The following is a 23,830-nucleotide window of genomic DNA, read 5'->3' as shown; positions in this document are numbered from 1 at the left end:
AGCGGCAACACCGACTTCCGATGAAGAAACTTATTTGAAGATCAACGCTCTGACCTGAGACGTCTTCGTCTCAGACCCCGGCGATCTGCAGAGACAGTTGAGCCATGCGGAGGGCACCTTCGCGGCTTGTTGCGCCGCAGATGAAGCGGGCAGGATGGGCAAATACGGCATCAGACACACCAGAAACGGCAGCCAGCTTGTCCCGCTCCAGACCACCCCAGGCTTCCGGCAGGGAAACACGCTGGCCGAAATCGCCACGCACGGGTGGAACGGCCTTGACGTTCCACTGCTCCGGACCTGCTGGAGAGACGACATACACAACCGGCAGGTCACGCTCGAAAATGACCTTTTCTGTCGGCATGCCTGTTTCCATGACGAGAATGCGCTTGTCTTCGGCGCTCTCATAAGCCGCGATCACGCGATCTGTTGCCTTGAGACTGGCACGGATGCGGTCCACGACATTGACCAGATGCGCGGCGACAGCTGTGGCGGCATTGGCGAAACCGAGGGATTCCCGTGCGCGGGCCTCCTGCTTGCCGTAAAGTTCAGCCGTATCCCATGGCGGGCTGCACGCCGAGACGATGTCGGCCAGCGAGAGCTTGCCCATCTTGACCACACCATTGTCATCCTGGTCGATTGGCAGAATCAGGGACTTGTCGAGGCTCTGCCAGATCAGATCCACGGTGGCGTCATCGACCGGAGCGCTCAGAATGTTGCGAATAGCCGCGTGTCCATAATCCTTCCACAGAAGGCCAGCCGCGCTATAGGGCGTGCTGTCTTCACGAAGGGGCTTGTCTTTCATGTGATGGTCATAACGGCCATGCGGCGGATCGTAGAGGCCGCCTACGTCGAAAACGATATCGGCAGATTTGATGACGTCCGGATTGCGGGTCCGGATAAACGTCAGGCGATCGGCGGATTTTTCTTCCAGAACACGAGCGCGGAGATCCCCCTGGGGCGCAAGGGCATAGTGTAGAATGACATAGCCCATGGTCTCGTCGACATGGAAATTGCCCGAATGGGTGAGTGCCGTGACAGGCGCAGAGCCGTTTTCGAGACCAATGGGGGTATGGTTAGACATCTTGGGAACCTGCCGACAGGGAAAAGGGACGTGTTGGCCCCTTTCATGCCGCAGGCCAGCCCGGCAGACAACCTTCCTGCCAGAGTTCGTTTCAGCCGACCCGCCGATGCACGGCGCAAAGCTTGTTGCCATCCGGATCGCGCAGATAGGCAAGGTAGAGGTCGCCTGTCGCTGTGCGGCGGATGCCGGGCGGGTTTTCGATGGCCTCGCCACCGTTTTCAACGCCGGCCTTGTGCCAGGCGTCAGCCTGTTCGGGGCTGCTCATGGCAAAGCCGACCGTTCCGCCATTGGCACCGGTTGCAGGTTCGCCGTTCAGGGGCTTCGTGATGATCAGACGTCCACCGGAATGGGCATAGACAAGCCGACCCTTGGCATCGGGTTCGGCGGGCGTACAGCCGATGACGCCAAGCGTTGCGTCATAGAATGCTTTGGAACGGGCGATGTCGTTGCTACCCAGCGTGATATGGCTGAACATGAAAAGACTTTCCTTGGTGACGGGTTGCGGGAAGACGAAACTGTTTCTCCACAGGATCAGTCGATATTGATATTGCGGATTCCGCCAGGAATTTTCGTCTTGGAATTGCGCGGTACGAATGAGAGCCCGGTGGTATTGTAATCCGGGTTTTCCGCCATCGCCTGAAGGGTCATGTCGTCACGCACGTCCAGCGGGCGGCCATGTCCCTTGTTTTCCTTGCGGATGGCAGCAGCACAGAATTCTGCGGCTGGGGCAAAGGGGCGGGCATTGCCGTTGGCCCCGCTCACCATCTGTTCGCGGATGCATTTGCTGTCGGTATGTCCTGTGACCCACGGGGCAGAAGAACAGGAGGCAAGCAGAAGAACGCTGGAAAGAAGAACGTAACGCATAAAGCAGAGCCTACTCGTGGCAGGGAACGGGATAAAGCATAGGCCCGGTAGAACCTGAGTGCTTATTGGATCGCTCCTTGCGAAAAGGTCAATGCCCTGTTTGGTCCTGACCGGAATGACATCGGTCAGGACCAAATATTTATTTACCGTGTTGCTGGCAGACCAGTCGTCAGGTTCTCGAACTGCTCTGAATGCTGGGACGTCGTGACGTCCCCGACGGGTTTTGGGTGATGCAGATTATCATACTGCAGTGGCGTAATGGACAGGGTCTGGTCCATTGTGGGCAGGTCACGGACAGTCCAGCCGCCGCCGAGGCTGCGGATCAGGTCCACGTCCGCATGGTACAGACGGGTTGCGATCTCGACCTGATGGATGCGGCTTTCCAGTGTGTTTTCCTGACTGAAAATGGCCTCAAGATAGGTTCCGACGCCGCCCTGATAGAGCGTCATGGTCATGTTCTGCGTGGCTAGGTTGGCTTTGACAGCCTGTTCCAGCGCCGCGTTTTCCTTGGTCAGACGTTCGGTCAGGGACAGTCCGTCTTCCACTTCACGGAAGGCCGACAGAACTTTCATGCGATAGCCGTCGCGCGTTTCCCGATAGGCCGACCATGTTCTCTGAAGCTCCGCCCGGCGCAGTCCACCATCAAAGAGCGGCATGTCGAGCGTCGCGCCATAGGTCCACAACGAGTTGGCCAGATTGGCCAGATCGAAGCCATTGGCGGAGAACCCACCATTCAGGCGCAGGGCGATATGCGGATAGAAGGCCGCACGCGCAATGCCGATTTCACGATTGGCCTGTGCCATTTCGCGCTCGGAGGAGGCGATGTCCGGACGACGCTGGAGGAGAGTGGAGGGAACGTCCGTAGGGATCGTCGGCTGAATAAAATGGAACTGTGGGCTGGCCGGGATATGGAAGCTCGACGGTGAACTGTTTGTCAGCACCGCGATGGCATGTTCCGTAACCTGTCTTGCGGCCTGAATATCCAGACGCGCCGCCTGTGTGGTGTAGAGCTGCGCCTGTGCGCGTGCCAGATCGAGGCGAGGAGCCGCCTGATTCTGGAGCTGGTTCTCCGTAATGCGGACGGCGCGTTCGTAGTACCCGATAGACTGCGCATAGATCGCGTCCTGCGCGTCATAGCCGCGAAGCTGGATATAGTCGCGGGCAAGCTCAGCCTGTGTGCTCAGGCGGGCCATCGCAAAATCGGCCGCGCGCTGCTGGGCGAACTGTTTCTGTTCGCGAACGCGGTTGCGGATGGATGACCAGAAGTCAGGTTCCCATGACGCCAGACCACCATATTCCTCTTCGGTCTGGGTCAGGGTCGCACCGTTGCGGAACAGACGGTCAGCGGACTGCTTGTTGTCCGACGCCCCGGCTTCGAGGCTGACATGCGGCAGCAATTCCGAACGTGCGGCTACAACGAGGGCGCGGGCCTGAATGAAGCGTTCGGCTGCGGCCTGAATGTCGCCGTTATCCGATGTGGCGCGGGCTTCAAGATCGTTCAGCAACGGGTCCTGAAACATGGTCCACCAGTTGGTGGGAAGTGCCGTATCCGCGGGTGTGGCGACGGCGAACGGCGCCTGACCCTGCCATGAGGCAGGGACGACAAGGTTCGGAGCCTTGTAGGTGGGCGCCAGATCGCATGCGGACAGACCGAGCAGCGACAGGGCGGTACCGCAGACCAGACCGGTGCGGCGGAGGCGGGAGAAGGATGGGATCATCTTACTCGTTCTCTTTTCCGAAGCCGGACTGATTGTAGCCGCGCTGCGGCACGGTCACGTTGACTTTGTCGCCTTCGAGCACGTCTGCGGGCGGGTTGGCGATCACGCGGTCGTTCGGGCCGATGCCAGCCTGAATTTCCGTTGCCGTATCGGCCATGCGTCCGACCGTCACGCTCTGGAAATGGACTGTGTTGTCGTCCCGCACAACTGCGAGCTGCATGCCCTTTTCCTGAAAGACCAGAGCACTGGTGGGAACTTCGTAGAGATGCGAGTTCTCGTTGTTCGCCTTGAGCTCCACCGAAGCAAAGGTGCCCGGCCACAGGACTTCGTTCGGATTGTCCATTTCGAATTCTGTGGTGGAGGTCCGGGTGTTCGGATCATAGCCGCGTGCGGTCGTCAGGAAGTTCGCCGTGAACTTGCGGTCCTTAAACTGCGGAACGGTGACTTCGGCCGTGATGTCCGGCTGAAGGACATACTGGAAGACTTCCGGCACGGAGACGAACAGACGCAGCTTGTGCACGTCTGCCACGGTGAAAAGCTCGGAGGCCGCGCCCGCAGCGTTGAGGTTGCCGCCGCCGTCATGGACATAGTCGCCGACGTTGATGTCACGCGAGGTCACGATGCCATCGAAGGGCGCTACGATCGTCTTGAAGCGTTCGAGCGCTTCGAAGTGCGCAACATTGCGTTCGGCAGCTTCAACCTGCGCCTTGGCGGACTGCTGGTCAGCCTGTGCGACAGAAACAGACTGCCCCGAGACTGACTGGGAACGGCCCATGGCCTGCCAGCGCTGGAGCGTGACATTGGACAGGTTGTACTTTGCCATGATCGACGCGAGATCGGCCTTCGCCTGTGCATATTGTGCGTCCAGCGCCGGGGCATTGATCTCGGCCAGAACGTCACCCTGCTTCACGCGGGCACCGTAGTCCTTGTACCACATCTTCACATAGCCTGAGACCTGCGGATAGATCGGCGCCTGATACCAGGCATCGATGTTGCCGGGCAGCGTCAGGGCGACCTTTTTGGGGGACTGGATCGGCTTGACGACGGCAACGTCGGGGAGAGCGTTTTCCTTCGTCTCTGCTGCAAGGGCAGCAGAGACATGGATACGGTCAACGACGATATAGCCGACATAGAGCGCGAGGAGGCACCCTCCCGCAGCGGCGATGAGTTTGGGGGAGGTAGCCATCAGGCGATTTCCTTCTGACGCGATGTGCGGTTGTGGAGGATTGCATAGACGCAGGGAACAAAGAGGAGGGTCGAGATCGTTGCGACGATCAGTCCGCCGATCACGGCGCGACCGAGAGGCGCGTTGGTCGAGTTCGATATGGCCATCGGGATCATGCCCACAACCATGGCCAGCGCGGTCATGATGACCGGGCGGATACGGCCATAACCGGCTTCAATAGCGGCTTTAAGCGCATCGCCGTGGATTTCGAGGCGTTCACGGGCAAAGGACACCACGAGGATCGAGTTCGCGGTTGCGGTTCCCATGCACATGATGGCGCCCGTGAGGGCCGGGACGGACAGGCGTGTCTGCGTGAGGAACAGCGCCCATGCGATGCCGCCAAGTGCGCCCGGAAGGGCTGTGATGATGATGAACGGGTCCAGCCAGGACTGGAAGTTCACCACGATCAGCAGATAGATCAGGACGATCGAGATCGCGAGACCGATGATAAGCTGCTTGTAGGCGCTTGCCATCGTTGTGGCCTGACCGTGGATATCGACTTCGGCGGAGGTCGGCTTGTTATGATCGTCGTGGGCGACGACCTGACGCACCTTGTCCAGCACGGAACCCATATCGGTGCCTTCGATGTTCACATAGATGTCGATTTCAGACATCGAGTTGTAGTGCGAGACTTCGCCCGGGGTGCCGGCTGCCACGACATTGGCAATGGCGCCCAGAAGCTGGGTTTTGTCGTTGGGATCGCCGTCTCCCTTGTCGACCGGGATGGTCAGCAGGTCATTGAGATGGGTGAGCTGATCCTGTGACGTGTAGACGTTGAGCGGGAAGGTGACGTTGTCGACCGGATCGAGCCAGAACTGCGGATCGACGACGCCGGAACCGGCAAGTGTCAGCAGTTCGTTGGTTGCAAGATCGTTTTCCGTCACACCGGTTGCCTGGCTGAAGGTTCGGTTGCCATTCACCATCAGTGTTGGTGTGGACATCGTCTGCTGGATGTTCACGTCTGCCGTGCCCGGGATCTGGCGGATCAGCCCGATCAGGTGCTTGGCGTAGTTGTAGTTCTCCATGGCATCCGGGCCGGAAAGCTGGATGTCGATGGGGGCGGCAGAACCGAAGTTCAGGATCTTGTTCGTCAGATCCGCAGGTTGGAAGGTGAAGACCGTTCCCGGGAAGCGCTTGGAGAGGTCCTTGCGCAGAAGGGCGCGGTAATCCCAGACGGGGGACTGAGCATTCTTCAGGGCGATCGTCAGATCGCAATCTTGCGTCCCGATGGATGGGGTCGGGATGAAGGCCTGGTTATGCGGTCCTTCGGGAAGGCCGCAATTCGAGATGATGTTCTCGACCTTGCCTGGCAGAAGCTGGTTGATGCGATCGTCCACGAGTGCGGCGATACGGCCTGCAACTTCAATACGTGTTCCGAGCGGCGCGCGCATGTGCATCTGAAGGGCATCGGATTTCACTTCGGGGAAGAAGTCCCGTCCAGCGACGAAATAAAGCCCCATGGACGCGATGGAGAGCACCATGAAGATGCCGACAAAGGCGCCACGGCGCGCCACGCAGCGTGTGAGGACCGTATTGTATCCTTCACGGAAGCTGGTGAAGCGCGCTTCAAAGCCCTTTTGGAAGCGGCTGAAGAAGCCGGATGGCGGGCGCTGGGTTGCATGCGGGTTCGGGATGTCGATCGCAGAGTCATGGATACCGTGCGGGTCTTCATCGGGGCCGGGCGCGCCGACGGGGTGATGCACATGGCCTGCGAGAAGGTACTTCGCCATGGTCGGAACGAGAGTTCGCGACAGGATGAAGGACGCGATCATCGCAAACATGATGGCAAGGGCCATCGGCATAAAGAGATAGCCTGCGACGCCATCCAGTTCGAACAGCGGCAGCCAGACGATGCAGATGCAGGTCGTGGAAACGAAAGTCGCGATAACGATCTGGTTTGCCGCATCGATGATGGCGGTTTCGAGATCCTTGCCCATTTCAAGGTGAACGTCGATGTTCTCGATCATCACCGTAGCATCGTCCACGAGGATGCCGACTGCGAGTGCCAGACCGCCGAGTGTCATGACGTTGATCGACTGACCGGCCCAGCCAAGCGCTATGATCGAGCAAAGGATGGCGAGGGGAATTGAAGTCGCGATGATGACTGTCGAACGCCAGGAGCCGAGGAAGAGCAGAACCACGATCCCGGTCAGGAACGACGCGGTGATCATTTCCTGAACCACATCCTTGATCTGATCCTTCACCATGATGGAAGCGTCGGACAGGATGGAGATATGGACGTCAGGAGGCAGGATCGCTTTCAGGCGCGGAAGCAGGGCCTTGGTAGCCGCGACCACATCGAGCGTGGAAGCCGTGCCGCCCTTCTGGGTGATCATCTCGACGCCCTGGCGGCCTTTGACCAGCACGAGGTTCGTCTGGGGATGGCCACCGCGATAGACCGAGGCCACATCGCGCACATAGATGACCGCATTGCCAACGCGCTTGACCGGAATATTGGCGATATCGTCCATGGATTCAGGAGCGGCGTTGGTCTGGACCATCCAGTCCGTTGCGTCGATCTTCTGGTCACCTGCTGGCAGAACGATGTTCTGGGCGGTCAGGGCGGCCTGAACGTCTGCGGCGGAGAGGTGGTGAGCCTGAAGCTGCTTCTGGTCCAGGGAGACCATGACGAAGCTGTCCATGCCGCCATAAGGATGGGCGACGATGGCGCCGGGAACCGTGGCAAGGAGCGGACGAACGCGAATGACACCGAGCTTGAAGAGATCGGAGGGCGTCTGTTTGTCAGACGTCATCTGAAGCGCAATGACCGGAACCTGTGACGGGTTCAGGGCCACGATCATCGGCGCCGGCACCTTGGGCGGGAGCCCGAGCAGCACGGTCTGTGCGATGGCCGACACTTCGGCTTCGGCGGTGCCGACCGATGTTCCGGGCTGGAAATAGAGATTGACGATCGAGCGGCCGTAATAGGAGCTGGACTCCATATGCTCGATGTTCTGAACGGTCGTGGTAACGGCCAGTTCGAAGTTATAGGTGATACGGCCTGCAAATTCCTGAGGCAGGAGCCCCGGATAGGTCCAGATTGCCGCGACTACCGGAACCTTGATGTTTGGAAAAACATCGGTCGGCGTCTTGAAGATCGACATCACGCCAAGCAGCACGATCATGATCGACAGGACGACAAAGGTGAGCGGTCGCCTTAGCGCGGTGACGACGATGGCATTCATTCAGCTCGGTTCCCAACAGATTTTGAGCAAGGAAGGGAAACCGGGACAATAGGAGGGATGAAATATAACGTCTTTTAAATCGTGATTTATGGATTGTTTTTTACTTTTCAGAATCTGTTAAAAAATTTTTATGATTTGAATGGATGAATCTATATTTATAAAAATTAATATAGACTTCCGTTATTTTCCGACATCTCCTTAGATGGAGATTTTTCTGTGGAGTGATATGTTCTGTGTGGACGGAAAAACTCTTTCTGACAGGCCTGCCGGAGACATAATGATGACGCTGAAGTTTTTTCCTGCGCTGAATGATCCTCAGGTTTGTGCAGAGATGACTGCGATGTCCGATCGTTATGAAAAGGCGTTGGGCGAGAATATCCTGCACGAACTGGACGCATTTTTTTACGAAGGTGCGGAAACGGTTCGTTACGGTGTGGGGGAGAACCTCTACGGGTTTGAGGAAATCCAGGCCTTCCGCCGGGCGCGGACGGGAGGGTCACCGCCGCGGGAGGTCCTGCGTCGTGTCATTACGGCTGTGGGACAGGACGTGGCGACGGTGGATCTGGAGTTCCGGCGCATCGGGGCTGAGAAGATCGGGCGTCAGAGCCAGACCTGGTTCCGCACGCCCGATGGATGGAAGATCATTGCCGCGCATGTGTCGCTGATGGGCACGGGATCTTAAGCGCGGCAGTCAGCTTCCGCTGGAGACGTAGCCTGCAACTGCGCGGTTCCATATCAAGACCATGACGCCGAGAAACGCGAAACCTGCAAGCGGAGACAGGGCGCCGATCCATATCGGCATATCCAGCGGGTCTGGATGGTTGAGACTGAACAGAGCCGGATAGTAGCAGACTGCTGCGAGTGGCAGGACGAACGTTATGAACCGCCGGAGCCAACGGCCGAACATGGTCAGCGGATATTGCCCGGCCTCGACGCCGCCGTATGTCAGGACATTTACGACTTCCAGCCCCTCGACCGTGATGAAGCACAGTGCGGCCTGTCCGATCAGGACGCCGAGGAACATGGCTGCGCCGCCTGCGATGGCGAGCGGCAGAACCAGAACGGCGCTCCACTGGACGTGTGGGGCAAGCCATAATCCGGCGATGAGAACGAACGCGCCCTGAAGGAAACGGCCAACAGGGCGCAGGCGCAGTTCGTGGCCCAGAAGTAGAAGCAGGGTTGAGCGTGGCCGCAGGAGCAGGCGGTCGAAGCTGCCGGTGCGGACGTACTCGCCGCCAAAAACCTCAAAGCCACGCCCCAGCGTTTCGGCCACGGCAAATGCCACGTTCACAAGGCCATAAAGAACGGCGACCGTGCCGATATCCCAGTCGGCAATGCTACCGAAGCGTCTGAACAGGCTCCAGATGCCGAAGAAGCCGAGCAGGGTTGTGACGAAATTGCCGATGGCCTGAATGGCGAATGTGCCGGGGTAGCGGAGTTGTGCGACGATCGAGGCACTTGCCATGCGGCGGTAAAGCCCAATGGCGCTGAGTGTGCGGGCAGCGGACTGTGTCATGTCAGGCACCCTGCACCTCCAGTCGGTTGACCGTCTGGCGCATCCACAGGCGTCCGAGAAGGGTGAGTGTCGTCAGCCAGAAAAGCTGAAGACCCAGCCCGGTTACGGTACCGCCCGGAATGGGCGTGCCCAGATAGATCCGGATGGGAATGTCGGTAATTCCGGCAAAGGGCTGTGCGAGCAGGAAGGGGCGGATCCAGTCGGGATAGAGCGGCAGCGGCAGGAGCATTCCCGACAGCAGCACGGCCAGTGGCGTTCCGACGGCGTAGCTGCCGAGCGGTGAGAGCGTGCGGGCCGTCAGGATGTTCCACCACATGACGATGGTAGCCGAGAGCAGTGCGCCAAGCGTGATGGACAGCAGCGACAGAGCCGCCGCAGCAAAATCCGCTGGCGGTGCGAGGCTCCATGCGCCGAGACCGACCAGCATGGCCAGCGGTCCTGCCACGCAGGACAGCAGGACTGCTCGGGGTACGGCATTGCCCAGAAGGCGCGCTAGACTGGCCGACAACCACCAGTTCCACATATCAACCGGGCGGAGCAGATCATAGACGATCGCGCCTGTTTTGGCGGCGTCTCCGATGGCGGGCAGGCAGCCCAGCGGCAGGAGCGTGAAGAGGGACTGCTGGATCCAGGTGTAGGTCATGGCCTGTCGCAGCGAGAGCGGAGCTTGAACGTCTGGGGCGGCGTGATAGACGGAGGCATAAGCCATCAATGTCACGGCGCCGAACCACATTTGCGCCACCAGCCCGGCCACGACCGCGATACGGTATCGCAGACCGATCTTCCATTGCAGCCCGAAGGCCGTGAGATAGGGGCGGAGTGTCATGCAGCGTGGTCCGCATAAAAGCGTGTGATGATCTCGTCGATCGAGGGGCGGCTGATCCGCAGATCGTCCAGCCCTTGCAGATGTCCGACATGGGCGACGAGAGTAGGGGCTGGGATCTGGCGCGGATCGAACGTAATGGTGAGGCTGTGGGGCGCGCGGGCGGTTTCGACCGCTCCGGCCGGGAGCGCCAGTTCGGGCGGCGTACCGTGAAAGTCCAGTTCGAGAATGCGCTCGGACAGAGTTGTCATGCGCAGGTCCTCGAACGGGCTGTCCGCGAGGATGCGGCCATGCCCGATGACGATCACGCGTTCGGCCAGCGCCTCGATATCATGCATGTCATGGGTGGTGAGCAGGACGGTCGTGCCGCGGTCCCGGCAGAGTTCATGGACAAATGCCCGGACGGCGAGTTTTGACGGAGCGTCCAGACCGATGGTGGGCTCATCGAGGATCAGGATGTCGGGGTCGTGGATGAGGGAGGCGGCGATTTCGGCGCGCATTCTCTGTCCGAGCGAAAGCTGGCGGACGGACTGGTCCATGATTCCGCCCAGATCAAGTGCATCGGCCAGACGAGCACGGTTGCGGGCGAAGCGTTCCGGTTCGACGCCGTAAATGTCCCGCAGGAGCGCCAGACCTTCGCTGACCGACAGATCCCACCAGAGTTGGGTCCGCTGGCCGAAGACGACCCCGATCCGCGCGACATGGGCCACACGGTTTGTCCATGGCACCAACCCGTTCACCTGCACTTCGCCGGAGGTGGGACGCAGGATTCCGGACAGGATTTTGATGGCTGTCGATTTTCCTGCGCCGTTCGGGCCGATGAAACCGGCGATCTGGCCCTTGGGGACGGAAAAGGAAATTCCGTCCAGCGCCACGATCTCGCGCGTCTTCCCGCGCCAGCTTCCACCTTCGCGGACTGTATAGGTTTTCCGCAGGTTTTTGACGGTAATGGCATCTGGAGCGGGGAAGGGAGGCTGCATGAGGGTTCCGGGATGGGAGGGGTAACGAAAACAAACGTGATCTTATTTCATAAAATAAAGTCTTATTGTTTCAATTGTCTCACTGTTTTGTGCCTTCCTGCAACAAAGCTCTTTCTGTAAAGTGAATTTTACTTAAGGGTGCCGATCATGGCATCCCTGTCTTTCGCATTTTTTTTGGCTCTGTAAGGGGATGTCGGTTTGAGGCATGTGAGTAAATTCCTGACGTTGGTTTCTGCTGGTACGGCTTATCGTCGGTCCGGTTCCGCTCTGTCGTTCGCTTTTGCCTGCGGGTTGGGGGTGCTCACGATGGGGGCCGGTACTGCCGAGGCGCAGAGCAGCAAGAGCAAGGCCAGTTCGGAAGATCTGACGAATCCTGCCCCCATGGGGTCGGAGACGCAGCCGGTTCCTCCGCTGTCCACGACCATTCCGGGTTTCCTCCAGTCTCCATACGGACCGCCGTCCTTTGGTGCGCCTTACGGCACGACCCATATGTTCGGGACCTGGGGAGGGGTGCAGCCTTGGCTTCAGAAGCATGGCATCTATGTTGCGGTGGATGTGTATGAAAGTCTTATGGGCAATGTGACGGGCGGCCGTCACCAGACCGAGACCAATGCCGGGCAGGTCGGCGTGACGGTTGATCTGGACTGGCATCAGATTTTGGGTGGCGACTGGTCGAAGGATCTGTGGCTGCATACGCTCATGGTGAACGGGCATGGCCGGAATCTGAGCGGTGATATCGGCGATAACGTCACGCAGGCTCAGCAGATCTATGGTGCGCGTGGCAATGTCGTGGCGCATCTCGTCTGGGCATACGGAGAAAAAGCGTGGTTCAACCGGAAGGTGGATCTGGCAGCGGGCTGGATCCCGACCGGCACGTTCTTCAATAATTCTCCCTGGCTTTGCAGTTTCGCGAACGTCTCCATGTGCGGCAACGTCACGCCGACCAAGTACCTCAATGGCGGACGTGACTGGCCGTCGGGCAATATGGGTACCGTTCTGCGTCTGATGCCGAGCCCGCATCTCTACCTGATGGGCGGCTTGTTTGCCGTATCTCCCCATTCGTATAATGGCGGCATTTCCGGCTGGTCCTGGGCGCAGAGCGGGCTTGGTAAGCTCTCCACCGAGGTCGAACTGGGCTGGATTCCGGAGTTTGGCAAGGACAAGCTGATCGGCCATTACAAGGTCGGCGCCATGTACGATAACTCGCGCTATCACGATCTGTATGATGACGGATCAGGGCAGGCCTGGGTGTTGAGTGGCCGCAATCCGCGCTATCAGAGCGGTCAGACGTCCGTCTGGGTGCTGATGGATCAAATGCTGATCCGGCATGGCGATGGCCCGATGAACGGCCTCATGCTGGCGGGATACTATTCATATGCCTCGGGTCAGACATCCGCGATGAACCATCATCTGGTTGGCTCTCTGCTCGATACTGGCAAGCTCTGGGGCCGTCCTTTGGATACGTGGGGTATTGCGTATCAGTGGATGAACTTCAGCCGGGCTGCGATCCTGCAACAGGAAGCGTCGCTTGATAATGGTCTGCCGTTCCAGTCCACCAATTTCGGTGTTCCGCACGGTGTTCAGTCGCATGAGAACGTTTATGAGTTTTTCTATAGTTTCCACATCATGAATGGTCTGACGCTACAGCCGGACTTCCAGTATTTTAACCGCCTTGGTGGAACGACCCGTTATAAGGACGCGGCGGTTCTGGGAATGGTTTTCAACGCCGCTCTCTGAGGGATCAGTTCCCTTTGCGAAAGCGTGTGGAGAGGATGATGGCGGATACCGTCCTCTCCACACCTTCCATCTGACCGATATCATCAATGGCACGGTTGATGGCCTCTGTGGTGGCCGCGCCCAGTATGGCAATCAGGTCCGAAGCGCCGCTGACTGCGTGTAATTCCCGGAGTTCGGGCAGTGTTTTCAGGTCGCGCTCCACCTTCTGGCTATGGCGCGGCGTGATGACGATCGAGACATGCGCGCGAAGCAGGTCGTCGTCAGTATTCTCCACAAGTGTGTAGCCGCGGATGTGGCCCTGTCGTTCCAGACGTTCCATGCGTCCCTGAAGGGTTGTGCGTGAAATCCCGAGCCTACGCGCCAGCGCAGCTGTGGGCGTGCGTGCATTGCGACGCAGGATGTCGAGCAGGGCCTGATCCAGTGAATCCGTCATTCTGCCAGTTATAACCGGCAATCTGCCGATGGAAACTGCATTTCATCGTCTGGATGCCACTTGAGATCCGTCTGCTCTGATCGTGATGCTGTCATAACACTTCCGAAACAGGATATGATCATGAAGCAGGTTACGGTTGCAGGCGCAGGAAAGATCGGTTCAGCCATTGGGGAGCTTCTCCATCATGGAGGCTATGGCGTTACGCTGCTGGACTGTCATGCGGACCACCTTCAGGCGCTTGTCCTGCCGAAAGGTATCAGGCGCAGAACGGTGGATATTGCAAAAGGACTGGATCCAGCGCTGCTGGAGGGCCAGTTCGCTGTTCTCTCTGCGCTGCCCTTTCATCTGACGCGGAGTATCGCAAAAGCGGCCGCTGCGGCAGGCACGCATTATCTCGATCTGACGGAAGACGTCGCCTCCACGAAAGATGTGCGGGCGCTGGCCGAAGGGGCGTCCAGCGTATTCATTCCACAATGTGGTCTGGCGCCGGGCTTTGTGTCTATTGCCGCGCATGATCTGGCACAGCATTTCGATGAGGTCGAGACGATCCGGCTACGGGTCGGGGCCCTTCCACGTTTTCCGTCCAACGCGCTGGGTTATAACCTGACCTGGAGCACGGAAGGTCTGATTAACGAATATATTGAGCCATGCGAGGCGATCGTGGACGGGCGGCGCGTTGTCGTTCCCGCTCTGGACGGTGTTGAGACGCTGGGCGTCGATGGCGTAACTTATGAAGCCTTCAATACGTCGGGCGGTCTAGGCTCCTTGTGCGAGACCTATGAAGGAAAAGTGCGCGAACTTAATTATCGCACCATGCGCTATCCGGGGCACCGGGATATCATGAAGGTTCTGCTGTCGGATCTGCGTCTGTCGGAGCGGCGACATATCCTTCAGGATATTTTCACGCACGCCATACCAGGAACAACACAGGATCTGGTCGTTCTTTCCGTTATCGTGACCGGCCTTAAGGACGGGAAACTCCAGCAGGAAACGGTCGCCCGTTCCATTGAGTCTCAGGATTTCATGGGAGGATTCCGTACGGCAATCCAGCTCACGACGGCCGGGTCCATCTGCGCCGTTCTGGATCTGCTGGCAGAAGGAAAAATCCCAACGAAGGGTTTTGTACGCCAGGAAGATATTCCGCTGGCCGATTATCTGGCCAACCGATACGGGAAAATCTACCGGTAGGACTGCGTCAGGTCAGGACCTTCACCAGCATCAGACTGGCGCTGACAAGACCGACCAGAGACAACACGACCGTAAGCATCAATGGTCCGCTGGCCTTGAAGACGGACCGGATATCAATGCTCATCCCCAAGGCTGCCATTGCCATAACGGTCAGGGCTGTGGCGAAGCTGTTGAGGATGGGCAGGACTGCTTCGGGAATAAGACTGAAAGACCGGCAGATCATCATCATCAGAAATCCCGTGATGTACCACGGAACGAGACGACATGGGTTTGAACGCGTCACTGACGGACCCTCTCTGCGGGTAAATAGAAACGACAGGACAATGCATACTGGTCCTAGTGTCAGGACGCGCATGAGCTTGACCAGTGTCCCGGTATGCAAGGCAGCAGCCCCAAAAGGTGACGCTGCTGCCATGACCTGTGGAACGGCATAAACAGTCAGTCCGGCAACATTGCCTTCCGCGATATCGGATAAATGGAGGAACGGCAGAAGAAGCGGCAACCCGAGAACGACGGCAAGGCCACCTGCGGCAGTGAAGGCGAGAGTTGCACCAATCTCTTCGTCGCGGGCATGAATGACGGGTGCGACCGCCATGATGGCAGAATTTCCGCAGATCGAATTACCACAGGCTACGAGCAGGGTTTGTGAACGGGAAAGGCCGGCCATTCGTCCGATCAGAACGGTCAAGGCCAGGCTGAAGCTGACAATCCCGAAAACACAGGCAATCATGACGGGGCCTGCCGAGATAATCCCTGCCATGCTGAAGCCGGTTCCGAGAAGAACGATGGCAACATCAAGAAGGGATTTTGAACAAAACCTGATCCCTGAATCAAAAATCCGGCTTCGATGGGACACCGAGCGGAGGCAGACGCCAATGACAAGGGCCAGATTGAGCATTTCAAGCCAAGCCTTCTGCAGAAATGCCTGTTCGATTTTCTCCGCCTCGAAAGCCAGCACGGTAATGCCCGCACAAAGAGCGATGCCAGGCAGTTTTGCGCCCACGATACCGGAGAGTATGAAGATCGGACGGTTTCTGAAGCAGGATATGTGCATGATGATCTCCCTTGCCGGAGACATCTAGGCTGGAGAGAATACATCATTCCAACGAGTAATTTTTCTGGTTTCAATCGGAAAATCAGATTGATTATGTTAGAAGAACTCTATGACACTCGATCAGCTTCGTCTTTTCATCGCAGTTGCGGAACGCGAGCATGTTACGGCCGCAAGTCAGGCCATGAACGTGACCCAGTCTGCTGTTTCGGCTGCCATTGCGGCTCTGGAAGCGCGTTATGGGATCAAGCTTTTCCATAGGGTCGGTCGAGGGATTAGTCTGACCGATGCAGGACGTCTGTTTCTGCCCGAGGCGAGGGCGGTGGTTGCTCAGGCAGCCGTCGCTGAAAATGTCCTGAGGGACATCAGCGGTCTGAAGCGGGGTACGCTGAGAGCTGTTGCTAGTCAGACCATTGCCGCATACTGGCTTCCTCGAATCCTTGCAGCGTTTCGACAGAAATATCCCAAAATCGAGGTCGAACTGGCGATCAGCAACACGGAGGAGGCCGCCCGTATGGTTCGGGAAGGGGAGGCCGAGGTCGGGATTGTAGAAGCCGTTGTTGACGATCCTGCACTGGCTCAATGGCCGGTGGGGAAAGACCATCTCATTCTTGTGCAGGCCAGTTCTCTGCTCCCGGCGCAGGTTGATGACGTCTGGCTGCGCAAACAGGATTGGGTCATGCGCGAAGCCGGGTCCGGGACACGTTCAACTCTTGAACAGTATCTGGGCGCGCGTGATATCCTTACGAAAGATCTGAATATTGGTCTTGTGCTGCCTTCAAATGAAGGTGTGCGGACTGCCATAGAGGCTGGTGCCGGCATCGGGGCATTATCGTCTCTGGTGGTGGCGCCGGCGTTACGTGCAGGGACGCTGCATGCAATCCTGCAGATTCCTGAGAGCCGTTTTTTTTATGGGATGCGTCATAAGGAGCGTTATGAGAGCCCGATCGCTAACGCCCTGCTTGGTATGCTCGCGTGTATTGAGGTTTCTTGCGACACATCGGAAAATCAGACATAAAAAAAGCCGCCCTGACGGGCGGCTTTCTGTACACCGAAGTGCACATCAGAGCAATTAGATTGCCTTGATGCTCACTGCCGATGTCTTGCCGTTACGGCCAGATTCGAGCTCGTAAGAGACGTGCTGGCCTTCGTTCAGAGTGTGCATTCCGGCGCGCTCGAGTTCAGAGATGTGAACGAACGCGTCCTGACCACCGTTGTCAGGCTGGATAAAGCCAAAGCCCTTGGTGGAGTTAAACCATTTTACGGTGCCTGTTGCCATAACGAGGCTCCTTTTTAACAATAGCAGTCGTGTACAAGATACACACGAAATCATAACACTTAAGGAGAACGAATGGCGCAACACGCGCCGAAAACTCACTCAAGAGCACCTGCCATCTCTAGTTAGGCGCCATGTTGTTCAAAAATGCAAGGGAAAAAATTTCTGAAAGAGATTTAAATTGTAACGCGGCCAAATATTAAATGCAGAATTTCCGTGAATTTATTTTCAGATAACCATAATTTTTGTGTTTGGAATAAAATATCATTCAGCTTGAAGATTTCAGATTCAAAAAAATGATTGATAAGCAATAATATTTGATTGTGACGACAAGATGCTCAACAGCTTTTGTGCAAGATGGACAGACAGGAACAGACAATGATGTTTCAGGATCGCGCATTCCTGACAGAACTTTTTGAGGCTGCTGTTGATGCCGCGGAGCCAGATCAGATTCTGTCAGCGCATCTCCCCGAGCTTCCGAAAGGACGAACGGTTGTAATCGGGGCCGGAAAGGGAGCTGCCCAGCTTGCAGCGGCTTTTGAGCGTGTCTGGACGGGCCCGCTGAGCGGTGTGGTTGTCACCCGTTACGGGAATGTGTGTCCAACGCGGTTTATCCGTGTGCTGGAAGCATCGCACCCCGTGCCGGACGAAGCAGGTCTGAAAGCAACGGAAGCGCTTTTTGATGCCGTCAAAGGATTGGGACCGGATGATCTCGTGGTGGCGCTGATCTGTGGCGGCGGGTCCGCCCTGCTTCCGTGCCCACCACCGGGGATGACGCTTGCGGATGAGGCCGAACTGAACCGTATTCTGCTGGCATCCGGGGCGCCAATTTCGGTTATGAACAGCATCCGCAAGCAGGTCTCCGGTATCAAGGGTGGTCGTCTTGCTGCGGCAGCTGCTCCGGCGAAGGTGGTGTCTCTGGTAGTTTCCGACGTTCCGTTCGACGATCCGGCGCAAGTCGCATCTGGCCCGACTGTGCCCGATATGAGCACGCGCGAGGAAGCGCGCCGTCTCGCCAAGACGTGGAAGCTTCGGCTGCCGGAGAAGATCCAGTCATGGTTGGATGGAGAAGAAGGTCAGGCACCACTGGCGACCGACCCGGCCTTCAACGGGAACATTGTCCGCGTAATTGCTTCGGCGCATCTGTCTTTGGAAGCTGCTGCGGAAAAAGTACGACAGGCCGGACTCCAGCCTGTGATCCTGTCCGATGCGATCGAAGGGGAGGCCCGGGATGTCGGGAAGGTCCATGCTGCACTGGTGCGAGAAATCGTTCTGAGGGATCGGCCTTTCCGTCGACCGGTTGTCATTCTGTCCGGCGGTGAAACCACGGTGACGATACGCGGGCAGGGGCGTGGTGGTCGGAATACAGAGTTTCTTCTGGCTTTTGCCCTTGCGGCGGAAGGATTGCCGTTTGCTGCTCTTGCGGCGGATACTGATGGGATTGATGGGTCAGAAGATAATGCCGGGGCGTTCGCCGATGGTGGCAGCATGGAACGGCTGCGGGAAAAGGGGTTCAGTCCTGTCGATCTTCTGATGGAAAATGACGCCTATACAGCTTTCGAGGCTCTGGGCGATCTGTTCGTGCCGGGACCGACAGGGACAAACGTCAACGATTTCAGGGCTATCCTGATCCGTCAGGAATAGAGCCTCAACCTTGTGCGGATATCAAATCTGCACAAGGTGTCAGCGTCCGATCAGAAAATCTGGCGAAACAGGACGTACAGGGTGCCTGCAATCGCCATGGCGGCTGGCAGGGTCGTGACCCAGGCTAGAGCCATGGATCGCAGAGTGGCGCCCTGGATGCCTGAACCGTTGGCCGCCATTGTTCCGGCCACGCCGCCAGACAGGATGTGTGTCGTTGAGACAGGCAGGCCGTATCTTTCGGCCAGACCGATGGTCGTCATTGCCACGAGTTCCGCCGAGGCTCCCTCCGCGTAGGTCATATGGGTCTTGCCGATCTTTTCACCGACGGTCACGACGATGCGCTTCCATCCGACCATCGTACCAAGGCCCAGCGCAATGGCGACGGAAATCTTGACCCAGAGCGGAATGAAACGCGTGCCGTGGTAAAGTTCGGACTGAAAGGTTTGCAGCGAATGCTTCTCTGCTGGGGTGAAATCCTTTGCCTCTCCCATGACACGGATGGCGTCTGCGACCAGATACATGTCCGTACGAACGTTCGGAACGGCTGCCGCAGGGACGGCCTTCATGGAACCATAGGTTTTGACCGAGGTAGAGATGTCATTGCTGAGAACGGCCAGAGCATCATAGGTCTGGGGAGTGGTGATGGACTTGGCGCGCAGGCCAGCGCCCACAATCTCACGGGCGTTTTCTGCGGTGAGCGTGGTGGATGGGGTTGGGGTGTGGCTCAGGAAGATCTTTTCGGCATCTGCAGAAGACTGGAAAAAGGCTGGCATGGCGCTTTCCGGCATTGCCCTGTTCAGGGCGTAGGCCGTCGGGGCTGCGCCAATCAGGATCAGCATGATCAGCCCCATGCCTTTCTGACCGTCATTGCCGCCATGAGCGAACGAGACACCGGTGCAGGTAAAGATAAGGAGTGAACGGATCCACAGAGGCGGCGGGGTGTTGCCTTTGGGGGCTTGATAAAGGGCTTTGTTGCGGATCAGGAATTTCATGACGAGAAGCAGGGCCCCGGCCATGAGGAAACCGATGACGGGACTGAACAGTAATGAGGTAAAGACCTTTTCGACCTGGCTCCAGTCAACGCCCTGCGTTGCGGCACCTGTCGGTGACATCAACTGGTTGGCCAGACCGACGCCCATGATCGATCCCACGAGGGCATGGGATGAACTGTTCGGAATGCCGAATGCCCACGTCACAAGATTCCAGACAATGGCGGCAATCAGCAGGGCAAAGATCATGGCGTAGCCCGCGCCACTTCCGGCCTGAAGGATCAGTTCCACCGGTAGAAGGGTAACGATGCTGTAAGCAACTGCGCCGGTTGAGAGTGCAACCCCGAGAAAGTTCCAGAACCCGGACCAGATGACGGCAACGAGCGGGGGTAGGCTGCGTGTGTAGATAACGGTTGCGACTGCGTTGGCCGTGTCGTGGAAGCCGTTAACGAATTCGAAAGCCAGAGCGATAATCAGCGCGATGCCAAGCATCACAAACGTGCCCGTCGCGAGGGCTCCTTCGCCCACGGAATGCATATCCCGCAGGATACTGAATGCGGCAAATCCCAATGCGCCGATCAATACCGTAAAAAAGAGTATAACATGAAGGGGCTTGTTGCCCCCGCTCATGTTGGGACGCGAAGAGGACTGGATTTCCGTGCTGGAGCCTATTGTCGTTTCAGACATCACCGATCCATGAGTTGTTTACCTTTTCGCAATTTATGGCAGTCGGCATGGAGATGCGACTATTGAAACATGACCGTTTTGCGACAGTTGATGTAACTTAAAATTATTCAGATTTATTCTGAGATGCGGCGTGTTATTTTTACATAACGGATACAATGATTTTTGTTGTTTTTATTTTGACTGATTGGATTGAAATTTTTATTTCAATATCAGAATTGGCTCTTTGTGCGATCGAGGGATGGTCGAAGACCAGATTAATCTGGTCGCAGATCGTTTCCACTTTCTGAAAGCAACTGGAGAGAAGTTTTGGCGTTCTGCTGTGTCAAACCGTATTTTCGAAGGAACACACGTATGCGAAAATCAATCCTGCTTCTTCTGGCGCTTTCGGTGTCCTGCGTCACGCTGACGGCCTGTGAGCAACATCGGACGTTTGGTGAGAAGGTTCGCGATACAGTCGATCCGCCGAAGGGTCCGATTGAGAAAGCAGGGCGTTCGGTTGATCGCTCTCTTGGAAACTGATCCTCACCACGGCTTTTGGTGGTGAAATCTTTATTAAATTACAAAAACGGGGGATGAAGCCGTTCTGTGAAATGTTTAGGACTGTCCTGATACACCTTCTTCTGGCGCTACAAACGCTTTCTGGTTTCAGGCAAAGATCACATGTCCTCTCGCAGAACTTTTCTCAAATATGCCCTGTTTGGTGGGGCGGCCGCAGCGACAGAAGGGCTGCCGGCCGCCATCCGCCGCGCTTACGCCATAGCGCCTGATCCGGGAACGACATATCTGAATGCCGAGCATGTTGTTATTCTCATGCAGGAAAACCGGTCTTTCGATCATATGTTTGGTACGCTCGCTGGGGTTCGTGGCTTTAATGACAGGCGCGCTATCCGGCAGAAAAACGGCAATTCCGTTTTCGTACAGTCGGGAAAGGGGGGTGAGACTTATGCGCCCTGGCGTCTCAATATTCATGATACCAAAGTCACATGGATGGGCTCAATCCCGCATTCCCGGGACAGTCAGGTCGATGCCTGGAATGGAGGGCATCATGATGACTGGATTGATGCCAAGCGTCCCTACAAAAAGGACTATAAACAATATCCTCTGACGATGGGTTATTATACCCGTGAGGATCTGCCATTTTATTATGCATTGGCCGATGCCTTTACGGTATGTGATCAGAATTACTGCGGGGCGATGACAAGTACGACCCCAAATCGTCTGATCTTCTGGACGGGGACTGTGCGGGACCAGCAAAGCGCAACGTCGAATGTGTATATGCGGAACCCGGAAATCCTTGAAGGCGGCATGACCTGGACGACCTTTCCAGAGCGACTGGAAAAGATCGGGGTTTCCTGGAAATTCTATCAGAACGAACTCAGCCAGACGGGAGGGATGTCCTCGGCGGAACGCTCCTGGCTGTCAAATTTCGGATGTAATGTTCTGGAGTGTTTTGACAACTTCAATGTCAGTTCCAATCCGGGGTTTGGAGACTGGATTGATGAGCGGATTCAGGAATGCTCCGACCATATCAATCGGCTTGAGAAACTTGAGATGCTGGTGTCGGGCGAGCACGGCGAGCAGCTTGTCGAGGCAAAGGCTTTGATGGAGGTTCTGCGTCGGCGTCAGAAATCCGCAAAGGGATATGAGGCTCTGACACCTGCGGAGCGCGCGCTTTTCACGAGCGCATTCGTGACGAACAAGGCTGATCCTGATTATCATTCACTGGAGACGCTGGCGTTTGCGGATGATCCGGACGCGAAGGGTATGAAGGCACCGAAGGGCGATGTGCTGCATCAGTTTCGCGCGGATACGCGGACAGGCAATCTTCCCGCCGTTTCGTGGCTCGCGGCACCGGAGCATTTCTCGGACCATCCGACATCGGCCTGGTACGGGGCTTGGTATGTCTCGGAGGTCATGAACATTCTGACCGAAAACCCCGATGTCTGGAAAAAGACCATTTTCATCCTGACCTACGATGAAAATGATGGGTATTTCGACCACGGCTGCTCTTACGCCGCTCCTGATCCTAAGCGCCCTGAAACCGGGCGGTCTTCCGAGACGATTGGGCCGGACGGGTTGGAATATACGACGGCGGATGATGAAATGCGCCTTGGCGTTCCCGAGCGATTGGCCCGTAGCGGCCCTATCGGACTTGGGTTCCGGGTGCCGATGGTGGTTGCCTCTCCCTGGAGCCGTGGCGGACGGGTCAATTCGCAGCTTTTCGACCACAGTTCGACATTGCAGTTTCTCGAACACTTCGTTGAACAAAAATTTGGAACACCTGTTCGGGAGACAAATATTTCTCCCTGGCGTCGTGCAATCTGTGGCGATCTGACGTCCTGCTTTCAGTCCTCCGAAGAGGCTGCGCCGTCCCTGAACTATCTGGACCGGAACACGCATCTGCGAGCGATTGAAGATGCGAAAAACCGTCCTTTGCCGGGTGGCTTTCGCTCTCTGTCCGCCTCCGAGACGGCAACGCTGAGGGCGCAGCCGGATCTGTTGCGGGAAACCGTTCGGCAGGAAGCAGGAACCCGCCCCGCCTGTGCGCTGCCGTATGAACTCTATTGCGATGGCGGTGTGGTGGCAGGAGAAGAGCGTGTCGGTCTGAAATTCCGGGCAGGACGTAGCGTTCACGGAGGGCGGTCTGTGGGGGCGCCGTTCAATGTCTATGATTATCGCAATGACGGTCGGGACATGCAGGTGGGAACCTATGCTGTTGCGGCTGGTGATGACATGGACGTGGCACTTCCTGCTGTGGAAGGGCTGTATGATGTGGCGGTTCATGCACCCAATGGCTTTTATCGGGCCTATCGGGGGCATATAGATCGCGTTCTGCTGCGCTCGGCATGTCGCTATGAAAGCGGCGCGAAGGGGAAGGGCGCAGCACTGCTTCTTTCGCTTAGCAATGGCGGCAAGGTTCCAGTGACTATCCAGTGCCACACTGGAGAGACTGCACCGTTGCAAACGATTGTTCTGAAGCCCGGTGTTCATAAGGACATCAGACTGGATCTGTCAGCCACGCATCAGTGGTATGACGTGACGTTGACCTCTCTGGATGACGCCGATTTCAGGCAAGTGCTGGGCGGCCGCATGGAAACAGGGCAGCCCACGATTACCGATCCTGCGGCGGCGTTCTCCAGTTAAGCGTTTTTGAGCGTCATGATCGTGAACGCTGTTCCCGCCAAGAGCAGAACAGCGTTGCGATCATGATTTCCGGGCCTGCGAGCAGGATCCATTCGATGATATTCAGAACGACGAAATCGCTGGAGATGGCTTGAAGCGTGAGGCTGGCACTCAAGCTGGCAGCGGCGCAGGATTTCAGAATGGTCCGTTGAAGTTCTGTCAGGCTGTCCCGACACAGGACGCGATTTCCGCGCACTGAGGCCGTAACGAGCACCAGCATCGCGCCCTGTCCGAGGAGCAGCGACATGAT

At 57.2% G+C, this 23,830-nt stretch carries 21 protein-coding genes; 7 read left to right on the top strand and 14 right to left on the bottom strand.

Annotated features, from left to right (window positions below; genetic code table 11):
• Window positions 1-70: 70 nt before the first annotated feature.
• The 6 genes from ABDK74_RS02635 to ABDK74_RS02610 all read right to left on the bottom strand — a co-directional run bounded on the left by ABDK74_RS02635 (window position 71) and on the right by ABDK74_RS02610 (window position 8,073).
• Entirely contained in the window at window positions 71-1,081 is a 1,011-nt protein-coding gene (locus tag ABDK74_RS02635; RefSeq protein ID WP_346002597.1) for an MYG1 family protein, read from the bottom strand.
• Window positions 1,082-1,172: 91 nt separating this feature from the next.
• The gene (locus tag ABDK74_RS02630; protein ID WP_346002596.1) at window positions 1,173-1,556 is read right to left on the bottom strand and encodes a VOC family protein; all 384 of its coding nucleotides are present in this window, start codon (window positions 1,554-1,556) and stop codon (window positions 1,173-1,175) included.
• Between the two features lie 56 nt (window positions 1,557-1,612).
• Window positions 1,613-1,945 carry a hypothetical protein gene (locus tag ABDK74_RS02625; protein ID WP_346002595.1) on the bottom strand — a complete coding sequence of 111 codons (333 nt, stop codon included), beginning with the start codon at window positions 1,943-1,945 and terminating at the stop codon, window positions 1,613-1,615.
• Window positions 1,946-2,088: 143 nt separating this feature from the next.
• The gene (locus ABDK74_RS02620) at window positions 2,089-3,663 is read right to left on the bottom strand and encodes an efflux transporter outer membrane subunit (protein WP_346002594.1); all 1,575 of its coding nucleotides are present in this window, start codon (window positions 3,661-3,663) and stop codon (window positions 2,089-2,091) included.
• Between the two features lies 1 nt (window position 3,664).
• Window positions 3,665-4,849, bottom strand: coding sequence for an efflux RND transporter periplasmic adaptor subunit (locus tag ABDK74_RS02615; protein WP_346002593.1), 1,185 nt, complete (start codon window positions 4,847-4,849; stop codon window positions 3,665-3,667).
• Window positions 4,849-8,073, bottom strand: coding sequence for an efflux RND transporter permease subunit (locus tag ABDK74_RS02610; protein WP_346002592.1), 3,225 nt, complete (start codon window positions 8,071-8,073; stop codon window positions 4,849-4,851). Before ABDK74_RS02610 ends, ABDK74_RS02615 begins: the two co-directional genes overlap by 1 nt.
• Window positions 8,074-8,353: 280 nt before the next feature.
• Between ABDK74_RS02610 and hpxZ the strand changes: the two genes are divergently transcribed.
• Window positions 8,354-8,755 carry an oxalurate catabolism protein HpxZ gene (hpxZ, locus tag ABDK74_RS02605; RefSeq protein ID WP_346004139.1) on the top strand — a complete coding sequence of 134 codons (402 nt, stop codon included), beginning with the start codon at window positions 8,354-8,356 and terminating at the stop codon, window positions 8,753-8,755.
• Window positions 8,756-8,764: 9 nt separating this feature from the next.
• On the opposite strand, the gene ABDK74_RS02600 is transcribed toward hpxZ, so the two are convergent.
• Genes ABDK74_RS02600 through ABDK74_RS02590 form a run of 3 tightly spaced genes read right to left on the bottom strand, consistent with a single transcriptional unit; the run spans window position 8,765 to window position 11,392 of the window.
• Window positions 8,765-9,589, bottom strand: coding sequence for an ABC-2 family transporter protein (locus ABDK74_RS02600; RefSeq protein WP_346002591.1), 825 nt, complete (start codon window positions 9,587-9,589; stop codon window positions 8,765-8,767).
• A 1-nt stretch (window position 9,590) separates the two neighbouring features.
• Entirely contained in the window at window positions 9,591-10,415 is an 825-nt protein-coding gene (locus ABDK74_RS02595; protein WP_346002590.1) for an ABC-2 family transporter protein, read from the bottom strand.
• A complete protein-coding gene (locus ABDK74_RS02590; protein WP_346002589.1) occupies window positions 10,412-11,392 on the bottom strand; it encodes an ABC transporter ATP-binding protein in 981 nt (326 codons plus the stop codon). The genes ABDK74_RS02595 and ABDK74_RS02590 overlap by 4 nt, the downstream gene beginning before the upstream one ends.
• 207 nt (window positions 11,393-11,599) lie before the next feature.
• Here ABDK74_RS02590 and ABDK74_RS02585 point away from each other — a divergent pair, with 207 nt between their 5' ends.
• Window positions 11,600-13,129 (top strand): carbohydrate porin, encoded by a 1,530-nt coding sequence (locus tag ABDK74_RS02585; RefSeq protein ID WP_346002588.1) that lies wholly within the window; start codon window positions 11,600-11,602, stop codon window positions 13,127-13,129.
• A gap of 4 nt (window positions 13,130-13,133) precedes the next feature.
• Here the strand turns inward: ABDK74_RS02585 and ABDK74_RS02580 are convergent, their stop codons facing one another.
• On the bottom strand, window positions 13,134-13,562 hold the full coding sequence (locus ABDK74_RS02580) for an Lrp/AsnC family transcriptional regulator (protein WP_194255991.1): 429 nt from the start codon (window positions 13,560-13,562) through the stop codon (window positions 13,134-13,136).
• Window positions 13,563-13,682: 120 nt separating this feature from the next.
• On the opposite strand from ABDK74_RS02580, the gene ABDK74_RS02575 reads away from it, so the two are divergent.
• On the top strand, window positions 13,683-14,750 hold the full coding sequence (locus ABDK74_RS02575; protein WP_346002587.1) for a saccharopine dehydrogenase C-terminal domain-containing protein: 1,068 nt from the start codon (window positions 13,683-13,685) through the stop codon (window positions 14,748-14,750).
• Window positions 14,751-14,757: 7 nt separating this feature from the next.
• Here ABDK74_RS02575 and ABDK74_RS02570 read toward each other — a convergent pair whose 3' ends face one another.
• Complete coding sequence (locus tag ABDK74_RS02570) at window positions 14,758-15,804, bottom strand: putative sulfate exporter family transporter (protein WP_346002586.1); 1,047 nt, start codon at window positions 15,802-15,804, stop codon at window positions 14,758-14,760.
• Between the two features lie 109 nt (window positions 15,805-15,913).
• On the opposite strand from ABDK74_RS02570, the gene ABDK74_RS02565 reads away from it, so the two are divergent.
• Window positions 15,914-16,819, top strand: a complete 906-nt coding sequence (locus ABDK74_RS02565) for a LysR family transcriptional regulator (RefSeq protein ID WP_346002585.1) — start codon at window positions 15,914-15,916, stop codon at window positions 16,817-16,819.
• Window positions 16,820-16,873: 54 nt separating this feature from the next.
• Here ABDK74_RS02565 and ABDK74_RS02560 read toward each other — a convergent pair whose 3' ends face one another.
• A complete protein-coding gene (locus ABDK74_RS02560; protein WP_024717199.1) occupies window positions 16,874-17,080 on the bottom strand; it encodes a cold-shock protein in 207 nt (68 codons plus the stop codon).
• 375 nt (window positions 17,081-17,455) lie between these two features.
• Between ABDK74_RS02560 and ABDK74_RS02555 the strand changes: the two genes are divergently transcribed.
• The gene (locus ABDK74_RS02555; protein WP_346002584.1) at window positions 17,456-18,721 is read left to right on the top strand and encodes a glycerate kinase; all 1,266 of its coding nucleotides are present in this window, start codon (window positions 17,456-17,458) and stop codon (window positions 18,719-18,721) included.
• Between the two features lie 50 nt (window positions 18,722-18,771).
• Here ABDK74_RS02555 and ABDK74_RS02550 read toward each other — a convergent pair whose 3' ends face one another.
• Window positions 18,772-20,397, bottom strand: a complete 1,626-nt coding sequence (locus ABDK74_RS02550) for an inorganic phosphate transporter (protein ID WP_408874454.1) — start codon at window positions 20,395-20,397, stop codon at window positions 18,772-18,774.
• A 351-nt stretch (window positions 20,398-20,748) separates the two neighbouring features.
• Between ABDK74_RS02550 and ABDK74_RS02545 the strand changes: the two genes are divergently transcribed.
• Both ABDK74_RS02545 and ABDK74_RS02540 read left to right on the top strand, forming a co-directional pair.
• Entirely contained in the window at window positions 20,749-20,916 is a 168-nt protein-coding gene (locus tag ABDK74_RS02545; protein WP_194255671.1) for a hypothetical protein, read from the top strand.
• 141 nt (window positions 20,917-21,057) lie between these two features.
• A complete protein-coding gene (locus ABDK74_RS02540; RefSeq protein WP_346002583.1) occupies window positions 21,058-23,541 on the top strand; it encodes a phosphocholine-specific phospholipase C in 2,484 nt (827 codons plus the stop codon).
• A 13-nt stretch (window positions 23,542-23,554) separates the two neighbouring features.
• Here the strand turns inward: ABDK74_RS02540 and ABDK74_RS02535 are convergent, their stop codons facing one another.
• A complete protein-coding gene (locus ABDK74_RS02535; RefSeq protein ID WP_346002582.1) occupies window positions 23,555-23,827 on the bottom strand; it encodes a hypothetical protein in 273 nt (90 codons plus the stop codon).
• Between the last annotated feature and the right edge of the window lie 3 nt (window positions 23,828-23,830).

Source organism: Gluconobacter sp. OJB, assembly GCF_039638275.1.
In the GTDB taxonomy this organism is placed as follows: domain Bacteria; phylum Pseudomonadota; class Alphaproteobacteria; order Acetobacterales; family Acetobacteraceae; genus Gluconobacter; species Gluconobacter cerevisiae.
The sequence above is the reverse complement of the archived record's forward strand: the minus strand, read 5'-3'. Positions and strand labels throughout refer to the sequence as shown.